This is a genomic window from Rhizobium sp. NZLR1b (assembly GCF_019685155.1).
Classification (GTDB): domain Bacteria; phylum Pseudomonadota; class Alphaproteobacteria; order Rhizobiales; family Rhizobiaceae; genus Rhizobium.
Genome location: NZ_JABDWC010000012.1, coordinates 67,106 through 86,523 on the forward strand (window position 1 = coordinate 67,106; position 19,418 = coordinate 86,523).

Sequence of the window (19,418 nt, forward strand, 5' to 3'; positions counted from 1 at the left end):
TTTCTCGCCTTATCAGCCGCCTGTCGAAGCGGATCAAGCCGTCTCGCTCTCAACCGGGACGGTCTCGACCGCCTTCTCAGGCGGACGGTTGCGGCGCCAACCGCGCAGCACGACGTAGAAGACCGGCGTCAGGAACAGGCCGAAGATCGTCACACCAAGCATGCCCGAAAAGACGGCGGTGCCGAGCGACTGGCGCATTTCGGCGCCGGGGCCGGTGGCGATGGCAAGCGGCAGAACGCCGAAGATGAAGGCGAATGCCGTCATCAGGATCGGGCGCAGGCGGAGATGGCTGGCCTCGATGGCCGCCTCCACCGGCGACTTGCCCTCATCTTCCGCTTGCCTGGCAAACTCGACGATCAGAATGGCGTTCTTGGCCGCGAGGCCGATCAGCACGATCAGGCCGATCTGCGTCAGGACGTTGTTGTCCATTCCTCTCAGCGAGACCCCGATCAACGCCGCGAGCACCGCAAGCGGAACGATGAGAATGATCGCCAAGGGCAGAACCCAGCTCTCATATTGTGCCGCCAGCGCCAGGAAGACGAAGACGACAGACAGGGCGAAGATGTAAACGGCCGTGTTGCCGGTATGGGTCTCCTGGTAAGCGAGTTCGGTCCATTCGAAGGTTGTCCCTTGCGGCAGGATCTTCGCCGCCAGCGCTTCCATCTTCGCGATGGCATCGCCCGTCGATGTCCCCGGCGTCGGATTGCCCTGAAGCGGCACCGAGACATACATGTTGTAGCGCTGGACAAGCGCCGGGCCGCTGGCATCTTGGATATCCATCAACGTTCCAAGCGGAACCAGCGCGCCGGTCGCCGATCGAACCTTCAGGGCGAGGATGTCTTCCCTGTCCATGCGATATTGCCGGTCGGCCTGGGCACGGACCTGGTAGACGCGGCCGAACGCATTGAAATCGTTAACGTAGGCGACGCCGAGATTGATGGAAAGCGCGTTGAAGATATTGGGGATCGGCACGTTCAAGAACCGCGCCTTGTCACGGTCGATCGCCAGGAAGTATTGCGGGCTTGCATCGGAGAATGTCGTAAAGACGCCGGTCAGTCCCTCGGTCGTGGCTGCCGCACCCATCATCTGGCGGGCGAGACCGAGCACGCGCGTCATGTCGGCGTTTTCAAGATCGGAAATCTGCATCTTGAAACCACCGGAATTGCCGACGCCACGCACGGATGGCGGCGGGATGGCGATGATGAAGGCTTCCTGGATGCTTTGCAGTTTGCCGTAAAGCTCGCCGATGATCTTGTTGGCGTTCTCTCCGCCTTCTTCACGTTCAGCAAAGGATTTGAAGGGCACGAAGACGACGCCGGCATTCGAGGCATTGGTGAATGTCGCGCCGCTGAAGCCGGCAAACTGTACGGCGTTGCCGACACCGGGCACAGTACGGGCGATATCGCCCACCTGTTTGACCACGGCGTCGGTACGCGCAAGCGAGGCACCATCGGGAAGCTGTATGACGATGATCGCGTAGCCCTGGTCCATGGTCGGGATGAAGCCCGCGGGAACGCGGGTGCTCATGTACCAGGTTGCTCCGAGCAGGCAGACGAAGGCGACCATCGCCGCGGTCAGGCCGACCCAACTGCTGACCAGATGCCGAATGGTCCATGAATAGCCGGAGCTCAGCCGATCGAACCCATGATTGAAGCCATTTGCAAGACCTCTTCCCAGGCGTGATGCAACATTCGTGGGCTTGGTTTCATGGTCATGGGTTTTCAGCAATATCCCCGCAAGGGCGGGCGACAGTGTCAGTGAATTCAACGCCGATATCGCGGTGGTGACCGAGATCGTCACGGCGAACTGCCTGTAAAACTGGCCGGATATGCCCGGGATGAAGGCTGTCGGCACGAACACGGCGATCAGCACCAGCGAGATGGCGACGACGGCGGTTCCGACTTCGTCCATCGTGACATGGGAAGCCTGCTTCGGCGTCATGCCGCGGGCCAGATTGCGCTCGACGTTTTCCACCACCACGATCGCGTCGTCGACGACGATGCCGATCGCCAGCACCAGACCGAACAAGGTGAGCATGTTGAGCGAGAAGCCGAATGCCAGCAGGACGGCGAAGGTGCCAATCAGCGATACAGGGATGGCGATGATCGGAATGATTGCGGTTCGCCAGGATTGCAGGAAGACAAGAACGACGATCGCCACAAGGATGGCCGCCTCGGCGATGGTCCTGTATACCTCGGTGATCGAATCCGAGATGAATTCGGTCGTGTCATATACAATGCGATATTCCAGGCCCGGCGGGAAATTCTGCGAGACGTCCTTCATGAGCGTCTGGATCTGATGGGCCGTGTCGAGCGCGTTGCTTCCCGGCCGGGCGAAGATGCCGAGAGCAACTGCGGGGTCGTTGTTGAGATAACTGTTGGTGACGTAGTCCTGCGCGCCGAGTTCGATACGGGCGACGTCCTGCAACTGAACAAGTCGCCCCGCTGTCGTCGATTTCACGATGACATAACGGAACTCTCGCGCATCGGAGAAGCGGCCTTCCGTTCGTACCGTATATTCGAATGCATTCTTGCCGGTTACCGGCGGGGCACCGATCTTGCCGCCCGATACCTGGACGTTTTGGTCTCTCAGGGCGGAGACGACATCGTCTGACGTCATGCCATAGGCGGAGAGCTTTTCCGGATCCAGCCAGATTCGCATCGAATATTGGCGTTCGCCGAAGATCTGCACGTCGCCGACACCGTCGAGGCGCACGAGAACGTCGCGAATGCGGTTGCGGGCGTAGTTCGAGACGTAAAGCTGGTCATAGCGGTGCGACGGCGACAGCAGGTGCACCACCATCATCAGATCAGGTGAGCTTTTGTCGGTGGTCACCCCAAGCCGCTGAACTTCCTCGGGAAGACGGGGGAGGGCGATGGAAACCCGGTTCTGGACAAGCACCTGGACCTTGTCGAGATCGGTGCCGAGCTTGAAGGTGATGGTCAACGACATGGCGCCATCGGCGCTGGAGTACGAGGACATGTAAAGCATGTCTTCGACGCCGTTGATCTGTTGTTCAAGCGGCGTCGAAACGGTATCGGCGATCGTCTGCGGGTCGGCGCCGGGATAGGAGGTGCGCACGACGATGGTCGGCGGCGCTATCTCCGGATACTGGGATACCGGCAATTGCGTGTAGGCAATGCCGCCGACGACGAGAAAAAGGATCGAGATGACCGCCGCAAAGATCGGCCGGTCGACGAAAAAATGAGCAAATCTCATTGTCCGTTCTCCGCGCCGGCAGTTTCGGGCGCAGTATCCTGCCGCTCCTGCGGCAATTCGGTCATCTGAGGCGTGATCTTTGAACCCGGTCGGGCGCGCATCAGGCCGTTGACGATGATCGTCTCGGTGCCGTCGAGGCCCTCGCGTATCACGCGGTAACCGTAAAGCCGCGGTCCGGCTCGCACCGGCTTGGTCGAAACCGTGCCGTCCGTTGCGACGACATAAACGACACGCTCATTCTGATCCGAACCGATTGCCTCGTCGGGGACGAGAATGGCCTGGTAGGTGTTGGAGGCTTCAACCTGAATGCGGCCGAATAGGCCGGGCTGAAGGACGAGATCGGGGTTGGGAAAGCGGGCGCGGAGACGAATGGTGCCGCTCTGATTGTCGACCCGGTTCTCAGCGAAATCGAGCTTTCCCTTAAATGGTTTGGCAGAGGGATCCGAGATCGTGACGGATACATCCAGCCCGCCACCGCCCAACTGGAGTTCCTTGCCCACTTTGCGCGCCGTGTCGGCGAAATTCAGCAGGCGGCGCTCATCGACGTCGAAATAGAAATCGATCGGGTCGAGCGAAACGATGGTCGTTAGGACGGTCTGGTCGGTCTGCACAAGGTTGCCGGCCGAGATCAGTCGGCGGTCGATGCGGCCGCTGAGCGGCGCCTTGATTTCGGTATATTCCATGTCGAGAGAAGCGCGATCGGCTGCGGCCTGCGCGCCGCGGACATTGGCCTCGGCCGAATCGAATTCGCGGCGGCGATCATCCAGTGTCTGCGCCGACTGGCTGCCGCTCGCGGCAAGCGATTGCGCGCGCTTATACTGCGCATCGGCAAAGACCAGAGCCGATTGCGACGCTTCGAGCGTCGCCTTTGCCTGGCTGAGCGCGGTGACGAAGGGCCTCTGGTCGATGACGAAGAGCAGGTCGCCCTGCTTGACCAATGCACCGTCCTGGAAATGGATTTCCTGCAGGTATCCACCAACGCGCGAGCGAACGGAGACTTCGTCGACCGGCTCGAAGCGGCCGATGAATTCGTCACTGTCGATGACATCACGAACGACCGGCTTGGCGACGGTGACCGGAGGAGGGGCAGACGGTGCGCCCTGCGCCATCGCCGCCAGAGGCATGAACGTGGTGATGCAGCCGAGCATCAATATCCGTCGAAGCACGTAACTCATACCGGTCCCTCCAATCGCGACGGCTGATAGACTGCCGCCGAACCTAAGATTAGGTGATGCTATTCACGTCTTGCTGCTTTGAACGAAGGCCTCGGCCCTCGTGATTTCCCCCGGCGTTCAATCCATGGGAGGGAAGGCCGGCATACAATGCAAATCGGAAAAATCGTAACCTATGGAACCGGATATAAACGGCAGCGGCGAAAAATAGCAAATGCCAATTGGCTGCGGTTTCGAAATCCATCAAAACGTCATGGATGGCGTCAGCTCTCGACGATCTCGTCGCGGCCGGGCGGCAGGACGGCGAGTTCGGCCCAATCGAGCTCCTGTTCCAGCATGTGAAAAACATCGTCGTCGATCTCGTCGGCACGACGCATCGCCGCCAGTCTGCGGCGTTTGGCGGCGATGACGTTGCGGCGCTGCTTGTCCAACTTGCTGACCTCGCGTGGGTGTTTTCCGTCGGCGGCGATCTCGCGTTCGGAGGTATAGACCTCGCGCAGGATGCGCGCGGATTTATCCTCGTCGTCGGCAAGCTCGGCAAGCGCTGCATCGATCAACGCGACGCGAGCTCTGACGAGGTCGCGGTCCAGCGAGGTGTCGGGGTCGAATTTCAGGAAACGGATCAGCGGTCCGAGCGTCAGGCCTTGGATGATGAGCGTGCCGAGAACGACGGCCAGCGCGCTGAGCAGGATGACATCGCGATCCGGAAAGTCGATTGGCAGAGCAAGTGCTGTCGCCAGCGTGACGAGACCGCGCATGCCGCACCAGCCGGCAAGCAGGCTGGTCGCGAATGTCGGAGCCGCTTGTGTCGTGTGTCCGCGCGCGGCGAGAAAGTTCACCACGCGATTATAGAAGAGTACCCAGGCCAGGCGGACGACGATAACGGTGATGAAGACCGCGGCGGCTAAGGTGATGGCGAAACTCAGGCGACCGGGATCGAGGTCGAGAACGATCTGCCGGACCTGCAGGCCCATCAGCAGGAAGGCGAGCACGTTGAGCAGGAAAACTGCTGCTTCCCAGACCGAATACGAATGAATGCGGTGGCGGGCGGTCTGCCGCTCGGGCATGTATCGGGCGATCACCATGGCATAGACGACGATCGCCAGAATGGCCGAAAGGTGCAGCCGCTCGGCGATGATCCACGTGCCAAAGGTGGCGACGAATTCGAGCAAGGTGCCGCCAAGCGTGCCGGCCAGCCTCAGACCGACGATCATGTACAGGCGGCCCATGAGGTAACCGAGGATGAGGCCGCCAGGCACGGCGAGCGCCAGTTGCGCCAGAACGCCGGCGAAGAAGGTGGGGCTCGCCGCCGCGGCAACCGCGGCGCTGAAGATCAGCAGCGCGACGGCGTCGTTGAGCAGGCTTTCGCCCTTCAGGATCACATAGGTTTGGCGCGGGAGGGTGAAACGGTCGAGCATGGCGGTCGCCGCCGCGGCATCCGGCGGCGCGACGATGGCGCCGAGTGCGACGGCAGCGGCAAGCGGCAGGCCGGCCATCGTCACGCTGACGGTGGCGACCGCGGCGGCCGTTAGGATCACGGCGATGGCGGCGAGCGAGAAGAGCGGCAGCCAGTTTCGTCGCAACGTTCTCGGCGGCAGATCATAGGCGGCGTCGAAGAGCACGGGTGCCACCAGCAGCGCAAGTGCAAGTTCGGGATCGATCGCGACCTCGGGCGCCCAGGGCACGGCGGCGACAATGACGCCGGCGATCGCCAGCATGGTCGGATATGGAATTTTGAACTTCCTGGAGAATTGCAGAAAGACGATTGCCACCAGCAGTAGCGTCAACATGCTTTCGAAGAACGCCATCGAGCTCCCCAATGCGCGCCTCCGACGGAGGCTGCTCCTGTCTCGGAACTAGGGCGGAGCCGGGCCGCGGCTACCGTCTGGCGTCTCGAAAGGGCGATAGAGGGGAACCCAGGATAGGCTCGGCCGGCTGCGGCATTTTCACCGCGGCGGCCGAATCTGTCTTCCATACCCTTGTGCAGCGCACAAGCTCAATATATCTACCCATATTATAAGTATGCTTATAAATAACAGTCACAGGTTTTCATGAACGCCACTCCTACCCTCGGTTTCCTTCTCCACGACGTCGCGCGGCTGCTGCGCAAGCGGTTCGAGCAGCGTGCGAAGTGCCTTGGGCTGACCCGATCGCAATGGCAGACGCTTGCCTATCTCTCGAACAATGAAGGCATCCATCAAAGCGGGCTTGCCGAAATCCTCGAGGTCGAGCCAATTACGCTGGTGCGCATCCTCGACAAACTCGCCGAACGCGGGTTGATCGAGCGCCGTCAGCACCCGACCGACCGGCGCATCTGGTTGCTCTACATGCGCGAAGAGGCGCATCCGCTGCTCGCCGAAATGCGCGAGATTGGCGACACCACCCGCGCGGAAGCGCTGCAAAGCGTTTCAGCCGAGCAGCGCGAGCAGCTTTTCCACACCCTATCCGTAATGAAGACGAACCTGGTTCAGGCATGCCGGACCCCGGTTGACGAGAACGAGACGAACGATGGCTGATCAATCCCCCCTCCGCGTCGTTGCTGACGCCAATACCAAGACATCTGTCGAAGACAACCAAACGAAACAGCAGGAAACGGTAGCCGAAGCGCCTTCATCCAATTCAGCGCCGGCTGCCGCCGTGGCTGCGCCCGGCGGCATCAAGGTCCGCCGCCGGCGCAGTCTCACTCGGCCGATCCTGTTCGCCCTGCTGCCGGTGGCACTCGTTGTCGGCGGTTATTATTACGTCAATGGCGGCCAGGTGATGTCGACCGACAACGCTTATCTCCAGGCCGACATGGTCGGGCTTACCACCGATGTCTCGGGTATCGTCGAGCAGATCAAAGTGCACGAGAACGAGGCGGTCAAGGCGGGGCAGGTGCTCTTCAGCCTCAGAGCCGATTCCTTCAAGATCGCGCTCGACGGCGCCAAGGCGCAGCTCGGCGTGCAGCGCAACCAGATCATGAATCTCAAGGCGAGCTACCAGCAGTCGCTGGCCGAGATTACCCAGGCGCAAGCCGATCTGCCTTATTACCAGGATCAATTCGACCGGCAGCAGAACCTGGTCAACAACGGCAGCGCGACGCAATCGGCCTATGACGAAGCCAAGCATAATCTCGAGGCTGCTGAGCAGAAGGTGACCGTCGCCAAGGCGGAAGCCGCAACCACGCTTGCCCAGCTCGGCGGTTCGGCCGATCAGCCGATCGAGCTGAACCCGCTCTACCTGCAGGCAAAGTCGAATGTCGACAATGCCCAGCGCGAACTCGACCACAGCGTCGTCAAGGCGCCGTTCGACGGCATCGTCACCAATGTCAACGCGCTGCAGGTCGGCTCCTACCTGCAAGCTTCGCAGCAGGCCTTCTCGCTCGTTGCCACCGATCATCTGTGGATCGCCGCCAGCCCGAAGGAAACCGAGCTTACCTACGTCAAGCCAGGCCAGACGGCCGAGATCTACGTCGACACCTATCCTGGCGTGACGTGGAAGGGCAAGGTCGAGAGCATTAGCCCGGCCTCAGGCTCCAGCTTCTCGCTGCTGCCGGCGCAGAACACCACGGGCAACTGGGTGAAGGTCGTCCAGCGCATTCCGATGCGCGTCAGCATCGAAGACACCGAAGGCAAGCCGCCGCTTCGCGTCGGCATGAGCACGGTGGTCGATGTCGAGACCGGTCATGCCCGCGGCCTGCCCGATTTCGTCAACAAGCTTCTGGGTCGGCCTCAGGGCAAGGATCATGAGTAACGCTTCCGCTTCCCCGGCGACCCCGGTTGCCAATCGCGGCGCAATCACGGCCTGCGTCATCCTCGCCGTCATCATGCAGGCGCTGGACACGACGATCGCCAACGTGGCGCTGCCCTATATTCAGGGCAGCGTGTCGGCTTCTGCCGACCAGATCAACTGGGTCCTGACCTCTTACATCGTCGCGGCGGCGATCATGACGCCGCCGTCAGGCTTCCTTGCCGCCAAGTTCGGCCGCAAGCGCGTGCTGCTCGTCGCTATCGCCGGCTTCGTGGCCGCCTCGATCCTATGCGGCCTGGCGCAATCGCTGAATCAGATCGTCGCCTTCCGCCTGCTGCAGGGTCTGTTCGGCGCATCGCTGGTGCCGCTTTCGCAGGGGATCCTTCTCGACATCTATACCGTCGAGGAGCGCGGGTCGGCCATGGCCCTCTTCGGCGTCTCGGTCATGGTCGGGCCGGTGCTCGGTCCCGTCATCGGCGGCTGGCTGACTGATAACATCAGCTGGCGCTGGGTGTTCTACATCAACATTCCGATCGGCGCGCTTGCCTTCGCCGGCATCGTCATCTTCGTCACCGAGACCAAGAGAGATTTCCTCGCCAAACTGGATTGGTTCGGGTTCGGGATGATGAGTCTCGGCATCGCCTCGCTGCAGCTCTTCCTCGACCGCGGCGAGCAGCTCGACTGGTTCTCCTCCGGCGAGATAATCCTCGAGGCGCTGATCTGCGCTTCCGCTTTCTATCTGCTGATCGTGCATACGCTGACGGCGGAGAAATCCTTCGTCAATCCGAAGCTGTTTCTCGACCAGAATTTTACCATCAGCATGATCTTCATCTTCGTGATCGGTATCACTTATCTCGCCTCGCTGGCGCTGATGACACCATACCTGCAGACGCTGATGGGCTATCCCGTCATCACCGCCGGCATCGTCATGGGGCCGCGCGGGCTCGGCACCATGCTCTGCATGTTCATCGTCGGGCGTCTGATCGGCAAGGTCGATACGCGTTGGCTGCTGGTGCTCGGCCTCGGCCTGACTGCCTGGGCGATGCACGACATGACCGGTTGGACGCCCGACGTCTCGCAATGGACGATCGTCTCGGTCGGCTTCATACAGGGCGCCGGCCTCGGTTTCCTGTTCGTGCCACTGACAACCATCGCTTTCGCCACGCTGCCCGCCCATATGCGCGGCGACGGCACCGGGCTCTACAACCTGTCGCGCAACATCGGCTCCTCGGTCGGCATTTCGATCGTCGCGGCGCTGATCGTCGAGAACACGCAGAGCAATCATGAATCGATCGCGGCCTATGTGACGCCATTCAACCACGCCTTCAATGCCGTGGCGGCGCAGGGGCTCAGTCCGCTGACGGCGGCGGGGCGCGCTTCGCTCAACGAGATCATCACCCTGCAATCGACGATCATCGCCTACATGGACGATTTCAAGCTGCTGATGGTGATGTCGCTCGCGGTCATTCCGCTGGTGCTGCTGCTGCGCAAGCCGAAAGCAGCGCCCGCCGTCGACCATAGTGCGGTCATGGAATAATCAGCGGAAAGGTTTGCTGAGATAACGCGAGCCCTGAATGCCGAAGCGCCACGGTGCTTCGGCATTTTTGGTGATGCCGATGCGTTTTCCCGAGATGATCGGCACCGGTGCTGACGGCGCGATCGCATAGGGCGGGCGGTCGAGCAGACGGTCGTTGATCTGAGTATCGATGCCGAGCCCCTGGCAGAGTTTGCCGGGACCGCTGCAGAGCGCGGTCAGCCTCTCGGTGCCGCGCCGCTCGATCATCAGAGGGATTCCCGTTTCCGGCTCCAGCGCGCGAATGAGCGCGGCCGAGCCCGGATGGCAAACGAAGTTCAGGCACCAGTACATGCCGTAAATGCGGTAAATGTAGACATTGCCGGGGCGGCCGTACATGGCGCCGTTCCGCTTGGTCGGGCCGCGGAAACTGTGCGAGGCCTCGTCATCGGGGAAATAGGCTTCGGTCTCGGTGATCCGGCCGCCGACGCCATCGACAGTGAGATGGCAGCCGAGCAGGTCGCGAGAGACGGTGATCGCGTCGCGCTCGAAAAACGCCCTGAGGTTTTCGCCGGTGAGCGCGCCAGCGCCGATCGCGCCAGTTATCGTTCCACCATCGGTCATGGCCGACGCAGATAACATTCATCGCACCCGCCGTCATCCCAAAACCGCTTCATGCTTTCAGCCACCGGCATCAGCGGCCGGCATTCGGATCGCGCATCGGGATTGAGGAGACGGTGACCGAGACCGGGTCGCTCGCCGGGAAGGAGCCTTCCAGACCTTCCTCCAGCTCTTCTTCGAGCAAAGCTGGGTCCTTGCTGCGCGCGCCGTCGTTATGGGCAGGTTCGATCGCTGCCGCAAGCAGGGTCTTGGCCCGCAAGACGGCGGTTTCCAGGGTCAGCTCGGGCGTACTCCGCAGTGTCGCGGCAATCCTGTCTTCGCCTTCGCCGCCGAATTCGACGACAAAGCCGTCTTCCGTCTGGTAGACGGTGATATCATTGAGTGCCATGGCCGTTTCCCCAAAGAACGCTCATATTAGCAAGGTGCGTTTTACTGCATAATTCCCTAAATCGGAATCGATTTAGGGAATTATGCAGCGATTCAGAGTGTTACAGCATCCTTTGCGCGTCTTTTCAGACGCGCGGTGCTGTAATAAACGCGTTTTCCGAATTTTGTCGTGCGAAGACCTTCACCAGCCAGTCGATGAAGACGCGCACGCGCGGCGTAAGCTGGCGGTTGCGCGGATAGAGCAGGGAAACCGGTGTCGGGGTCAGCGGAAAATCCTTGAGGACATGAATAAGCGTTCCTTCGGCCAAGTCTTTTTCGGCGTGATAGCGTGGGATCTGGATCATGCCGAGGCCCATCCTCGCCGCTGAAATGTAGCTTTCGGCGGCGTTGACGGCGACGGTAGCGGGAATGGTGATGTGACGCACCGCGCTGTCGACGATGAATTCGAGCGGTAACAGGCTGCCTGTACTGCTGGAGCGGAAGCCGACCATGCGGTGGCCGGCAAGCCCGTCTGGATGCTGCGGCAGGCCATGGGTGGCGACATAGCCAGGTGAGGCGAGCGTGATCTCATCCAGCATGGCAACGCGCCGGGCGATCATGTCGCTATCCCCAGGCGTGCCAACGCGCAGCACGCAGTCGATGCCCTCGCGCACCAGATCGACCAGCCGGTCGCCTTCGCTCATGTAAAATTCGATCTCAGGATAGGTCTGGAGAAAAGACGGCAGGCTCGGCAGCACGAAATGGCGGGCGAGTGTGCCATGCACATCGACGCGCAGCAGACCCTTCGGCTTGGCGCCGGCAAAGCCGCCTTCGGCATCTTCGATATCGGCAAGGATCGACAGGCAGCGCTGGTAATACGCTTCGCCGTCGAGCGTTGGGCTGACATGGCGTGTGGTGCGCTGGAGCAGGCGCACGCCGAGGCGGGCCTCGAGCTGCTTCACCGCATCGGTGACGGTCGAGCGCGGCAGGCCGGTGTCTTCGGCGGCAAGCGTGAAGCTGCGGCGTTCCACGACGCGGCAAAGCACCCGCATGGCATCGAATCTGTCCATCTTTTTGTTCGCCATTCCCGGATAGTGATGCCGAAGAATGCCTGATTATCCGCGGAAGGAAAAGGCGCATCTTCTCCTCATCGAAAACGCGCTGCGGCGCAGGATGAAGGAGACGGACCATGGCTTCCCAAGAAAACGGCAAGGTGGCGCTGGTCACCGGCGCTTCCCGCGGCATCGGCGCGGCAGTCGCCCGACGCCTCGCCAAGGACGGTTTCACCGTCGTCATCAATTACTCCGGCAACGCCACCCCGGCCGAGGAACTCGCCCGGGAGATCGAGCAGGCCGGCGGCAAGGCGCTGACTGAGAAAGCCGATGTCAGCGATGCGCAAGCCGTCCGTCGCATGTTCGATGCTGCGGAAACTGCCTTCGGCGGTGTCGACGTCCTCGTCAATAATGCCGGCATCATGATGCTGTCCTCGCTGGCTGAGGCCGATGATGCCCATTTCGACCGCCAAGTCAGCGTCAATCTCAAGGGCACCTTCAATACGCTACGCGAAGCGGCCAAGCGGATGCGCGACGGCGGCCGGATCATCAATTTCTCGACCTCGGTCGTCGGGCTGAAGCTCGAAACCTACGGAGTCTATGCCGCCACCAAGGCTGCGGTCGAAACGCTGACAGCGATCATGGCCAAGGAGATGCGCGGCCGCAACATCACCGTCAACGCCATCGCACCTGGTCCTGTTGCCACGGGCCTTTTCCTCAACGGCAAGTCGGACGAGCTGATTGCCCGGATGGCCAAGATGAACCCGCTGGAGCGCCTGGGCACACCTGAAGACATCGCCGCCGCGGTGGCCTTCCTCGCCGGCCCCGACGGCGGCTGGATCAACGGCCAGACGCTGCGCGCCAATGGCGGAATGATCTGACGAAGGCAAGCGGCCGATGCCCTATGGCATCGACGATTTGCTGAAGCCGGCCGTCGAGAACTGAAACCCGGCCCGCCGACGGGGGTACATGAGCCAAGCCGTCATCGCGATTATGTGAACGGGCTTGCGGAATTTCCCCTTACAATCCTGCGGGGAGTACCTATGTTTGTTCTATCGGGAGAGAGTGGAATTCCCTACCGTTCTTTTCCGAAACTCCAGAGCCTGCCGCTCTCTTCCTGCGGTGCGACAGGCTTGATGTTCAAAGTTGCACAGTGCGGCCCGTCGAAAGTTTCCCCTGCCTTCCGGGCCGTACTTGTTTTGGCGCTCAGCCGTCGTTCAGTCTCGCCTCTACCAGAAGCTTTACCAGCCAGTCGACAAAGACACGGACCTTGTTGCTGAGGTGGCGGTTCGGGGGGTAGACGACGTAGAGCGGCAGCGGATCGCGGCGCCAGTCCGGGAGCACGCGGACGAGTTCACCCCTTGCCATCGGCTCACGCGCCATGAAAATCGGCACCTGCGCGACGCCGAGCCCCGTCAACGCAGCTGTCAGATAGGTGCGGCTATCGTTAACCGAGGCGATGTAACGTGGACTGGTTTCGATCACCTCGTTGTGCCGGCGAAATTCAAAGGGCAGCGTTCGGTTGTTCTGAGCGCGGAAATAATTGACGGAGTAATGATCGGCCTCCAGATCCTCCGGCCGCTCGGGCATGCCGAATTTTTGGATATAGTTCGGCGAAGCACAGGTGATCATCTCGACTTCGGAGACACGCCGCGCAATCAGCGACTGATCGGCCGGCGTGCCGGCCCGTAGCGCGCAGTCGACATTTTCTGCAAGATAATCGACCGTGCGGTCGCCGACCCCGAGATCGATGCGGATATCGGGATAACGCTGATAGAAATCGTAGAGCGCGGGAACGACGATCCAATCGGCGAAAGCGCCGGCCATCTCGACACGCAGCCGCCCGCTCGGCAGGCTCTGCGAATTGGAGAGGCTGCCATCGAGTTCCTCCAGCTCCGAAATAATCTGGGCGGCGCGTTCGTAATAAAGCGCGCCGTCCGTGGTCACCATCACCCGGCGCGTGGTACGATTCAAAAGCTTGGTGCGCAAATGCGCCTCCAGGCCCTGGATGAGATTGGTTACCGTCGCCTTGGGCATGGCGAGCATGTCGGCGGCACGGGTGAAATTGCCCGTCTCCACCACGCGAATGAAGACGCGCATTGCCGAAAGCTGATCCATCGGTTTGAAATCCGCGGTTTGCGTTGCACCATTGTTCGAGATCTGGAACAGTGTTATCGCGATATAGCTTCTTATTCCTCGGTTGGAATAACAATATCTTTTTTGTACAAAATGCAAGCGGCAGGCGTTGTCTGCTTCTGGCTGACGCAAAAGAGACCGGACGCATGACGGTGGAATGGAAAGATATGATGCTGGATAAGGTGGCCATCGGCCCCGTTTCCGCACGTATCTACCAGGGCGCCGATTACGGCAAGGGTCCGCCAATCGTGCTTTACCTGCATGGCGGCGCGTTTCTCGACAGCGACAAGAACGTCGACCGGCCGGTGGCAATGAGTCTCGCCAAGGCGGGCGCCATTGTTGTCGCCGCTGATTACAGCAGCCTTTCCGATAATATTTTTCCGAGGGCGTTGGAAGTCTCCTTCTCCGTCTTCAGCTATCTCGCCAACAAACGCGCTGGCCTCGGTGACCGCAAATCGCTGCTCTTCGTCGCCGGCGAAGAGGCGGGTGGCAATATTGCCGCCGGCGTGGCGCTGAAGGCGCGCGACCAGATGCCGGATGCGCTCGACGGTCAGGTGCTGATTTCGCCGCTGCTCGATCCGTTCATGGGCACGTCCTCGATCCGCAAGGCCGATGCCATCGGCATGCGCCGGCGCTGGACGGAAGGCTGGAGCCACTATCTAAGCGGTGGCGGTTGTCACCCTTATGCAGCGCCTTGTCTCTGTTCGCGTATTTCAGGCGTCGCGCCGGCGCTGATACTCACTGCGGAGGACGATCCTCTGCACGACGAGACAATTGGTTACGGTGCCCGCCTGAAAACGGCCGGCGTCGGTGTGCGCCAGCATGTCCTTCCCGCCGGGACGGGCTGGCCTTCGATTTATGGTGGGAAATCCGACGGAGCGCCCGACTGGCAGGAAAACGTCAGCCGCCATTTCGGAAGCTTCCTTCGGGACGTAAGCGTCCAAACGCAATTGCATTGAAGAAGATCTGATATTTCGGCGGCTCGTAGCCGCAAGGAGAGCACTGATGACGTCCAGAAAGAAGCGCTGGGCCCTGGTGGGCGCCGGCTTAGGCCTTATTGCGTCCGTTTCCGGCGCTGCATTGTTTTTCGAGCTGCCGATGAGCACGACCGCCACGGCTGCTTCCGCCCCCGCACAGGCTCCCGCTGTGCCGGTGACGGTCGCCGTCGTTGCGGCGCGCGACGTGACGGCCTGGGAGAGTTTCTCCGGCCGTCTAGAAGCCGTCGACCGGGTGCAGGTGCGTTCCCGCGTCGCCGGCGCCATCCTGGCGGTGGCTTTCCGCGAAGGGGCGCTGGTGAAGCAGGGCGACCTGCTCTTCACCATCGACCCGGCTCCCTACCAGGCAACCGTAGCCCAGGCGCAAGGCCAGGTCGCTTCGGCCGAGGCCAGGGTCAGCCTGGCGCAAACCGAACTCGATCGTGGCCACAGGCTTTCCGACAATCGCACCATCTCCCAGAGCGATCTCGATCAGCGCCAGAGCGCACTGACCGAGGCTCAGGCGGGGCTGCGGTCGGCACAGGCTGCGCTGCAGTCGGCCCAGCTGGATCTCGATTATACGCAGGTGCGGGCTCCGGTTTCCGGCCGCATCGGCAAGATCGAGGTTACCGCCGGTAACCTTGTCGCAGCCGGCTCGACCTCGCCGGCGCTGACGACGCTTGTTTCGGTCGATCCGATCTATGCGAGTTTCAACGCCAGCGAAGAGATGGTGACGCGGGCGCTTGCCCAGCTTCCGCAGACCGACAGCGCCCTGCCTCCGGTCGAGCAGATCCCGGTCGAGGTCGGCACGCTGACCGACAGCGGTACGCCGATCAAGGGCAAGCTGCAGCTGATCGACAATGAGGTCGATGCCTCAAGCGGCACGATCGGCGTGCGCGCCGTGTTTGACAATCCGGGCGGGCGTCTCATCCCCGGCCAGTTCGTGCGGGTGCGTATGGGCCAGCCGAAGGCCGAGAACAAGATCGTCATCAGCGACCGCGCCGTCGGCACCGACCAGGACAAGAAATTCGTCTTCGTCGTCGATGCCGAAAACAAGGTCGCCTACCGGCAGGTCCAGCTCGGCACACTTTCCGATGGCCAGCGGGTGGTCGAAAGCGGCCTGAACGCCGGCGAGACGATTGTCGTCAACGGTTTGCAGCGCATCCGTCCAGGGGCAGTCGTAGCACCCCAGATGGAAGAGAAGGTCGCGACCGCTCAATAACACATCGCCTGCCCCCTCCCGGGGGAGGGCGATGCCTTCGCTTCTGGGAAGGCCAATACCCGAAATGATATGACCCGCCGGCGGCTTCCAAACCGCCGGAGAGGGACTTTGCATCCATGTTCACCCCGGAGAGGGCTTTGATATGAACATCTCCAGATTCTTTGTCGACCGCCCGGTCTTTGCCGGCGTTCTTTCGGTCCTCATCGTGGTTGCCGGCCTGATCGGCCTGCGCTCGCTGCCGATTTCCGAATATCCGGAGGTGGTGCCGCCGTCGATTGTCGTGCGCGCCACCTATCCCGGCGCCAACCCGTCGGTCATCGCCGAAACCGTGGCGACGCCGCTCGAAGAGCAGATCAACGGCGTCGAGGGCATGCTCTACATGTCCAGCCAGGCGACATCCGACGGCGTGCTCAACGTGACCGTCACCTTCAAGCTCGGCACCGACGCCGACAAGGCGCAGCAGTTGGTGCAGAACCGCGTTTCGCAGGCCGAACCGCGGCTGCCGGCGGAAGTCCGTTCGCTCGGCATCACGACGGTCAAGAGTTCGCCCAACTTCATCATGGTCGTCAACCTCGTCTCCGACGGTGACAATCACGACATCACCTATCTTCGCAATTACGCGACTCTGAATATCAAGGATCGGCTTGCCCGCATCGCCGGCGTCGGTCAGGTGCAGGTCTTCGGCGCTGGCGATTATTCCATGCGGGTCTGGATCGACCCACAGAAGGCTGCCGAGCATAATCTCGCCGCGAGCGACATCAGCAACGCCATCAGTTCCCAGAACGTCCAGGCCGCCGCCGGCATCATCGGCGCATCGCCGAGCCAGCCGGGTGTGGATCTGCAGCTCAACGTGAATGCTCAGGGCCGCCTACGCACACCCGAGGAGTTCGGCAGCATCATCGTTAAGACGGGCGCCAGTGGCGAGATCACCCGCCTGCGCGATGTCGCCCGCATCGAACTCGGTGCCGCGGACTATACGCTGCGTTCGCTGCTCGACGGCAAGCCGGCCGTTGCCGTTGCCGTGCTTCAGGCGCCCGGTTCGAATGCGATCGAAATCGCCGACAATGTGCACGCCACCATGGATCAGCTGCAGCTCGCCATGCCCGAGGGCGTTAAATACGAGATCGTCTACGATACGACGAAATTCGTGCGTGCCTCGATCGAGAAGGTCATCGACACGCTGCTCGAAGCCATTGCGCTTGTTGTTCTCGTCGTCATCCTGTTCTTGCAGACATGGCGCGCCTCGATCATTCCGCTGATCGCGGTTCCGGTATCGATCATCGGCACCTTTGCGGTGATGTATGTCTTCGGCTTCTCGATCAACGCGCTCAGTCTGTTCGGGCTGGTGCTCGCGATCGGTATCGTCGTCGACGACGCGATCGTGGTGGTCGAAAACGTCGAGCGCAATATCGAACAGGGGCTGTCGCCACGGGCCGCCACCTACAAGGCGATGAAGGAAGTCTCCGGTCCGATCGTCGCGATCGCGCTGGTCCTCGTCGCGGTCTTCGTTCCGCTGGCCTTCATCTCCGGCCTTTCGGGTCAGTTCTATCGTCAGTTCGCACTTACGATCGCCATCTCGACCGTCATCTCGGCCTTCAACTCGCTCACCCTCTCGCCAGCGCTGGCAGCCCTTCTGCTGAAGGGCCATCATGAGCCGAAGGACTGGCTGACGCGCTTCATGGACGCCATCTTCGGCTGGTTCTTCCGTGGCTTCAACCGTGTCTTCGGCGCGGGCTCGAATGCCTACGGCAAGGGCGTGGGCGGATTGCTGTCGCGCAAGAGCATCGTCATGGTGATCTATCTGGCGCTGGTCGGTGCGACCTATAGCCTATTCAGTACGGTCCCCGGCGGCTTCGTGCCGTCTCAGGATAAGCAGTATCTGATCGGTTTCGCCCAGTTGCCGGACGCCGCAAGCCTCGACCGCACGGAAAATGTCATCAAGCGCATGACCGACATCGCGCTGGCGCAGCCGGGCGTTGCCAATGCGATCGCCTTCCCGGGCCTGTCGATCAACGGCTTCACCAACTCTTCGAATGCCGGCATCGTCTTCGTGACGCTGAAGGATTTCGAGGAGCGCAAGACGCCTGATCTCTCCGGGGGCGCCATCGCTATGGCGCTGAACCAGAAGTTCGGCTCCATTCAGGATGCCTTCATCGCCATGTTCCCGCCGCCGCCGGTCAACGGTCTCGGCACGACGGGCGGCTTCAAGCTGCAGATCGAGGATCGTGCAGGCCTTGGCAACCAGGCGCTCGACGAGGCCACCAAGGCAGTTCTTGCGAAAGCCTATCAGACGCCTGAGCTCGCCGGGCTGTTCTCCAGCTTCCAGATCAACGTGCCGCAGCTCTATGCCGATCTCGACCGCGCCAAGGCCGAGCAGCTCGGGGTTTCCGTCACCGACGTCTTCCAGACACTGCAGATCTATCTCGGTTCGCTCTATGTGAACGACTTCAATGCCTTCGGCCGCACCTACAGCGTCCGTGTGCAGGCCGATGCCAAATTCCGCGCTCAGCCGGAAGATATCGGCCAGTTGAAGGTCCGTTCGGCATCGGGTGAGATGATCCCGCTTTCAGCCCTGCTGAAGGTTGAGCCGAGCACCGGTCCGGAGCGCGCGAACCGCTACAACGGCTTCCTCGCTGCCGATATCAACGGCGGTCCGGCGCCGGGCTTCTCGTCCGGCCAGGCGCAGGCCGCTATCGAGAAGATACTTCACGAGACCCTGCCTGCGGGTATCGACTTCGAATGGACGGATCTGACCTATCAGCAGATCCTTGCCGGTAACTCCAGTATCGTCGTCTTCCCGCTGGCACTGTTGCTCGTCTTCCTGGTGCTTGCCGCCCAGTATGAAAGTCTGACGCTGCCGCTTGCGATCATCATGATCGTGCCGATGGGTGTACTGGCCGCGCTGACAGGAGTCTGGCTCACCGGTGGAGACAACAATATCTTCACCCAGATCGGCCTTGTGGTGCTTGTCGGTCTATCGGCGAAGAACGCGATCCTGATCGTGGAATTCGCCCGCGAACTGGAGTTCGAGGGAAGGACACCGCGGGAGGCCGCGATCGAGGCCAGCCGCCTTCGTCTTCGCCCGATCCTGATGACCTCCCTGGCGTTCATCATGGGTGTCGTGCCGCTCGTCGTCTCCACGGGCGCCGGCGCGGAGATGCGCGCGGCCATGGGTGTCGCGGTTTTCTCGGGCATGATCGGGGTGACCTTCTTCGGCATCTTCATGACGCCCGTCTTCTACGTGCTGCTACGGCGGTTGACGGGCAACCGTCCGCTCGTCCAGCACAAGCCGGACGAGCACAAGGAAGAAGAGGCGGAGGTCATCCGGCTCGCGGCGGAATAAACAGAATTCAACCTTCCTTTGTCGAGTAAATCGGGCGGGAACTTCGGTTCCCGCCCGTATCGTTTTCAGGC

General features: G+C 61.5%; 14 protein-coding genes. 7 read left to right on the forward strand and 7 right to left on the reverse strand.

The features are described 5' to 3' along the window. Positions 1 to 33: 33 nt before the first annotated feature. The 3 genes from HJB84_RS18240 to HJB84_RS18250 form a co-directional block, all read right to left on the reverse strand. Positions 34 to 3,219, reverse strand: a complete 3,186-nt coding sequence (locus HJB84_RS18240) for an efflux RND transporter permease subunit (protein ID WP_221116543.1) — start codon at positions 3,217 to 3,219, stop codon at positions 34 to 36. Continuing rightward, a complete protein-coding gene (locus tag HJB84_RS18245; protein WP_207581567.1) occupies positions 3,216 to 4,394 on the reverse strand; it encodes an efflux RND transporter periplasmic adaptor subunit in 1,179 nt (392 codons plus the stop codon). The genes HJB84_RS18240 and HJB84_RS18245 overlap by 4 nt, the downstream gene beginning before the upstream one ends. A 260-nt stretch (positions 4,395 to 4,654) precedes the next feature. Next, the gene (locus HJB84_RS18250) at positions 4,655 to 6,199 is read right to left on the reverse strand and encodes a sodium:proton antiporter (RefSeq protein WP_221116544.1); all 1,545 of its coding nucleotides are present in this window, start codon (positions 6,197 to 6,199) and stop codon (positions 4,655 to 4,657) included. A gap of 243 nt (positions 6,200 to 6,442) precedes the next feature. Between HJB84_RS18250 and HJB84_RS18255 the strand changes: the two genes are divergently transcribed. The 3 genes from HJB84_RS18255 to HJB84_RS18265 are packed head-to-tail and all read left to right on the forward strand — an operon-like array spanning position 6,443 to position 9,657. Continuing rightward, the gene (locus HJB84_RS18255) at positions 6,443 to 6,907 is read left to right on the forward strand and encodes a MarR family winged helix-turn-helix transcriptional regulator (protein WP_207581565.1); all 465 of its coding nucleotides are present in this window, start codon (positions 6,443 to 6,445) and stop codon (positions 6,905 to 6,907) included. Then, entirely contained in the window at positions 6,900 to 8,123 is a 1,224-nt protein-coding gene (locus tag HJB84_RS18260) for an HlyD family secretion protein (RefSeq protein ID WP_207581564.1), read from the forward strand. The genes HJB84_RS18255 and HJB84_RS18260 overlap by 8 nt, the downstream gene beginning before the upstream one ends. Beyond that, on the forward strand, positions 8,116 to 9,657 hold the full coding sequence (locus HJB84_RS18265) for a DHA2 family efflux MFS transporter permease subunit (protein ID WP_207581563.1): 1,542 nt from the start codon (positions 8,116 to 8,118) through the stop codon (positions 9,655 to 9,657). Before HJB84_RS18260 ends, HJB84_RS18265 begins: the two co-directional genes overlap by 8 nt. Here HJB84_RS18265 and HJB84_RS18270 read toward each other — a convergent pair whose 3' ends face one another. The 3 genes from HJB84_RS18270 to HJB84_RS18280 form a co-directional block, all read right to left on the reverse strand. Continuing rightward, a complete protein-coding gene (locus HJB84_RS18270; RefSeq protein WP_221116545.1) occupies positions 9,658 to 10,275 on the reverse strand; it encodes a DNA-3-methyladenine glycosylase in 618 nt (205 codons plus the stop codon). A gap of 52 nt (positions 10,276 to 10,327) precedes the next feature. Further along, complete coding sequence (locus tag HJB84_RS18275; RefSeq protein ID WP_207581561.1) at positions 10,328 to 10,642, reverse strand: hypothetical protein; 315 nt, start codon at positions 10,640 to 10,642, stop codon at positions 10,328 to 10,330. Positions 10,643 to 10,766: 124 nt separating this feature from the next. Further along, on the reverse strand, positions 10,767 to 11,690 hold the full coding sequence (locus HJB84_RS18280; RefSeq protein ID WP_207581560.1) for a LysR family transcriptional regulator: 924 nt from the start codon (positions 11,688 to 11,690) through the stop codon (positions 10,767 to 10,769). Positions 11,691 to 11,809: 119 nt separating this feature from the next. On the opposite strand from HJB84_RS18280, the gene HJB84_RS18285 reads away from it, so the two are divergent. Further along, positions 11,810 to 12,553: an SDR family oxidoreductase gene (locus HJB84_RS18285; RefSeq protein ID WP_221116546.1), complete on the forward strand. Its 744-nt coding sequence runs from the start codon at positions 11,810 to 11,812 to the stop codon at positions 12,551 to 12,553. 325 nt (positions 12,554 to 12,878) lie between these two features. Here the strand turns inward: HJB84_RS18285 and HJB84_RS18290 are convergent, their stop codons facing one another. Then, on the reverse strand, positions 12,879 to 13,790 hold the full coding sequence (locus HJB84_RS18290) for a LysR family transcriptional regulator (protein ID WP_207581558.1): 912 nt from the start codon (positions 13,788 to 13,790) through the stop codon (positions 12,879 to 12,881). Positions 13,791 to 13,954: 164 nt separating this feature from the next. Between HJB84_RS18290 and HJB84_RS18295 the strand changes: the two genes are divergently transcribed. From HJB84_RS18295 to HJB84_RS18305, 3 genes are all read left to right on the forward strand, one after another. Next, the gene (locus tag HJB84_RS18295; RefSeq protein WP_207581557.1) at positions 13,955 to 14,767 is read left to right on the forward strand and encodes an alpha/beta hydrolase; all 813 of its coding nucleotides are present in this window, start codon (positions 13,955 to 13,957) and stop codon (positions 14,765 to 14,767) included. Between the two features lie 46 nt (positions 14,768 to 14,813). Further along, complete coding sequence (locus HJB84_RS18300; RefSeq protein ID WP_221116547.1) at positions 14,814 to 16,004, forward strand: efflux RND transporter periplasmic adaptor subunit; 1,191 nt, start codon at positions 14,814 to 14,816, stop codon at positions 16,002 to 16,004. Positions 16,005 to 16,146: 142 nt separating this feature from the next. Then, on the forward strand, positions 16,147 to 19,347 hold the full coding sequence (locus HJB84_RS18305) for an efflux RND transporter permease subunit (RefSeq protein ID WP_207581555.1): 3,201 nt from the start codon (positions 16,147 to 16,149) through the stop codon (positions 19,345 to 19,347). The last annotated feature ends 71 nt before the right edge of the window (positions 19,348 to 19,418 follow it).

Bases quoted from the DNA above. Each gene is read 5' to 3' on its own strand.
- HJB84_RS18275 (WP_207581561.1), bottom strand. From the start codon at position 10,642: ATGGCACTCAATGATATCACCGTCTACCAGACGGAAGACGGCTTTGTC.
- HJB84_RS18245 (WP_207581567.1), bottom strand. From the start codon at position 4,394: ATGAGTTACGTGCTTCGACGGATATTGATGCTCGGCTGCATCACCACG.
- HJB84_RS18285 (WP_221116546.1), top strand. From the start codon at position 11,810: ATGGCTTCCCAAGAAAACGGCAAGGTGGCGCTGGTCACCGGCGCTTCC.
- HJB84_RS18295 (WP_207581557.1), top strand. From the start codon at position 13,955: ATGACGGTGGAATGGAAAGATATGATGCTGGATAAGGTGGCCATCGGC.
- HJB84_RS18260 (WP_207581564.1), top strand. From the start codon at position 6,900: ATGGCTGATCAATCCCCCCTCCGCGTCGTTGCTGACGCCAATACCAAG.
- HJB84_RS18240 (WP_221116543.1), bottom strand. From the start codon at position 3,219: ATGAGATTTGCTCATTTTTTCGTCGACCGGCCGATCTTTGCGGCGGTC.
- HJB84_RS18270 (WP_221116545.1), bottom strand. From the start codon at position 10,275: ATGTTATCTGCGTCGGCCATGACCGATGGTGGAACGATAACTGGCGCG.
- HJB84_RS18250 (WP_221116544.1), bottom strand. From the start codon at position 6,199: ATGGCGTTCTTCGAAAGCATGTTGACGCTACTGCTGGTGGCAATCGTC.
- HJB84_RS18305 (WP_207581555.1), top strand. From the start codon at position 16,147: ATGAACATCTCCAGATTCTTTGTCGACCGCCCGGTCTTTGCCGGCGTT.
- HJB84_RS18300 (WP_221116547.1), top strand. From the start codon at position 14,814: ATGACGTCCAGAAAGAAGCGCTGGGCCCTGGTGGGCGCCGGCTTAGGC.
- HJB84_RS18290 (WP_207581558.1), bottom strand. From the start codon at position 13,790: ATGGATCAGCTTTCGGCAATGCGCGTCTTCATTCGCGTGGTGGAGACG.
- HJB84_RS18280 (WP_207581560.1), bottom strand. From the start codon at position 11,690: ATGGACAGATTCGATGCCATGCGGGTGCTTTGCCGCGTCGTGGAACGC.
- HJB84_RS18265 (WP_207581563.1), top strand. From the start codon at position 8,116: ATGAGTAACGCTTCCGCTTCCCCGGCGACCCCGGTTGCCAATCGCGGC.
- HJB84_RS18255 (WP_207581565.1), top strand. From the start codon at position 6,443: ATGAACGCCACTCCTACCCTCGGTTTCCTTCTCCACGACGTCGCGCGG.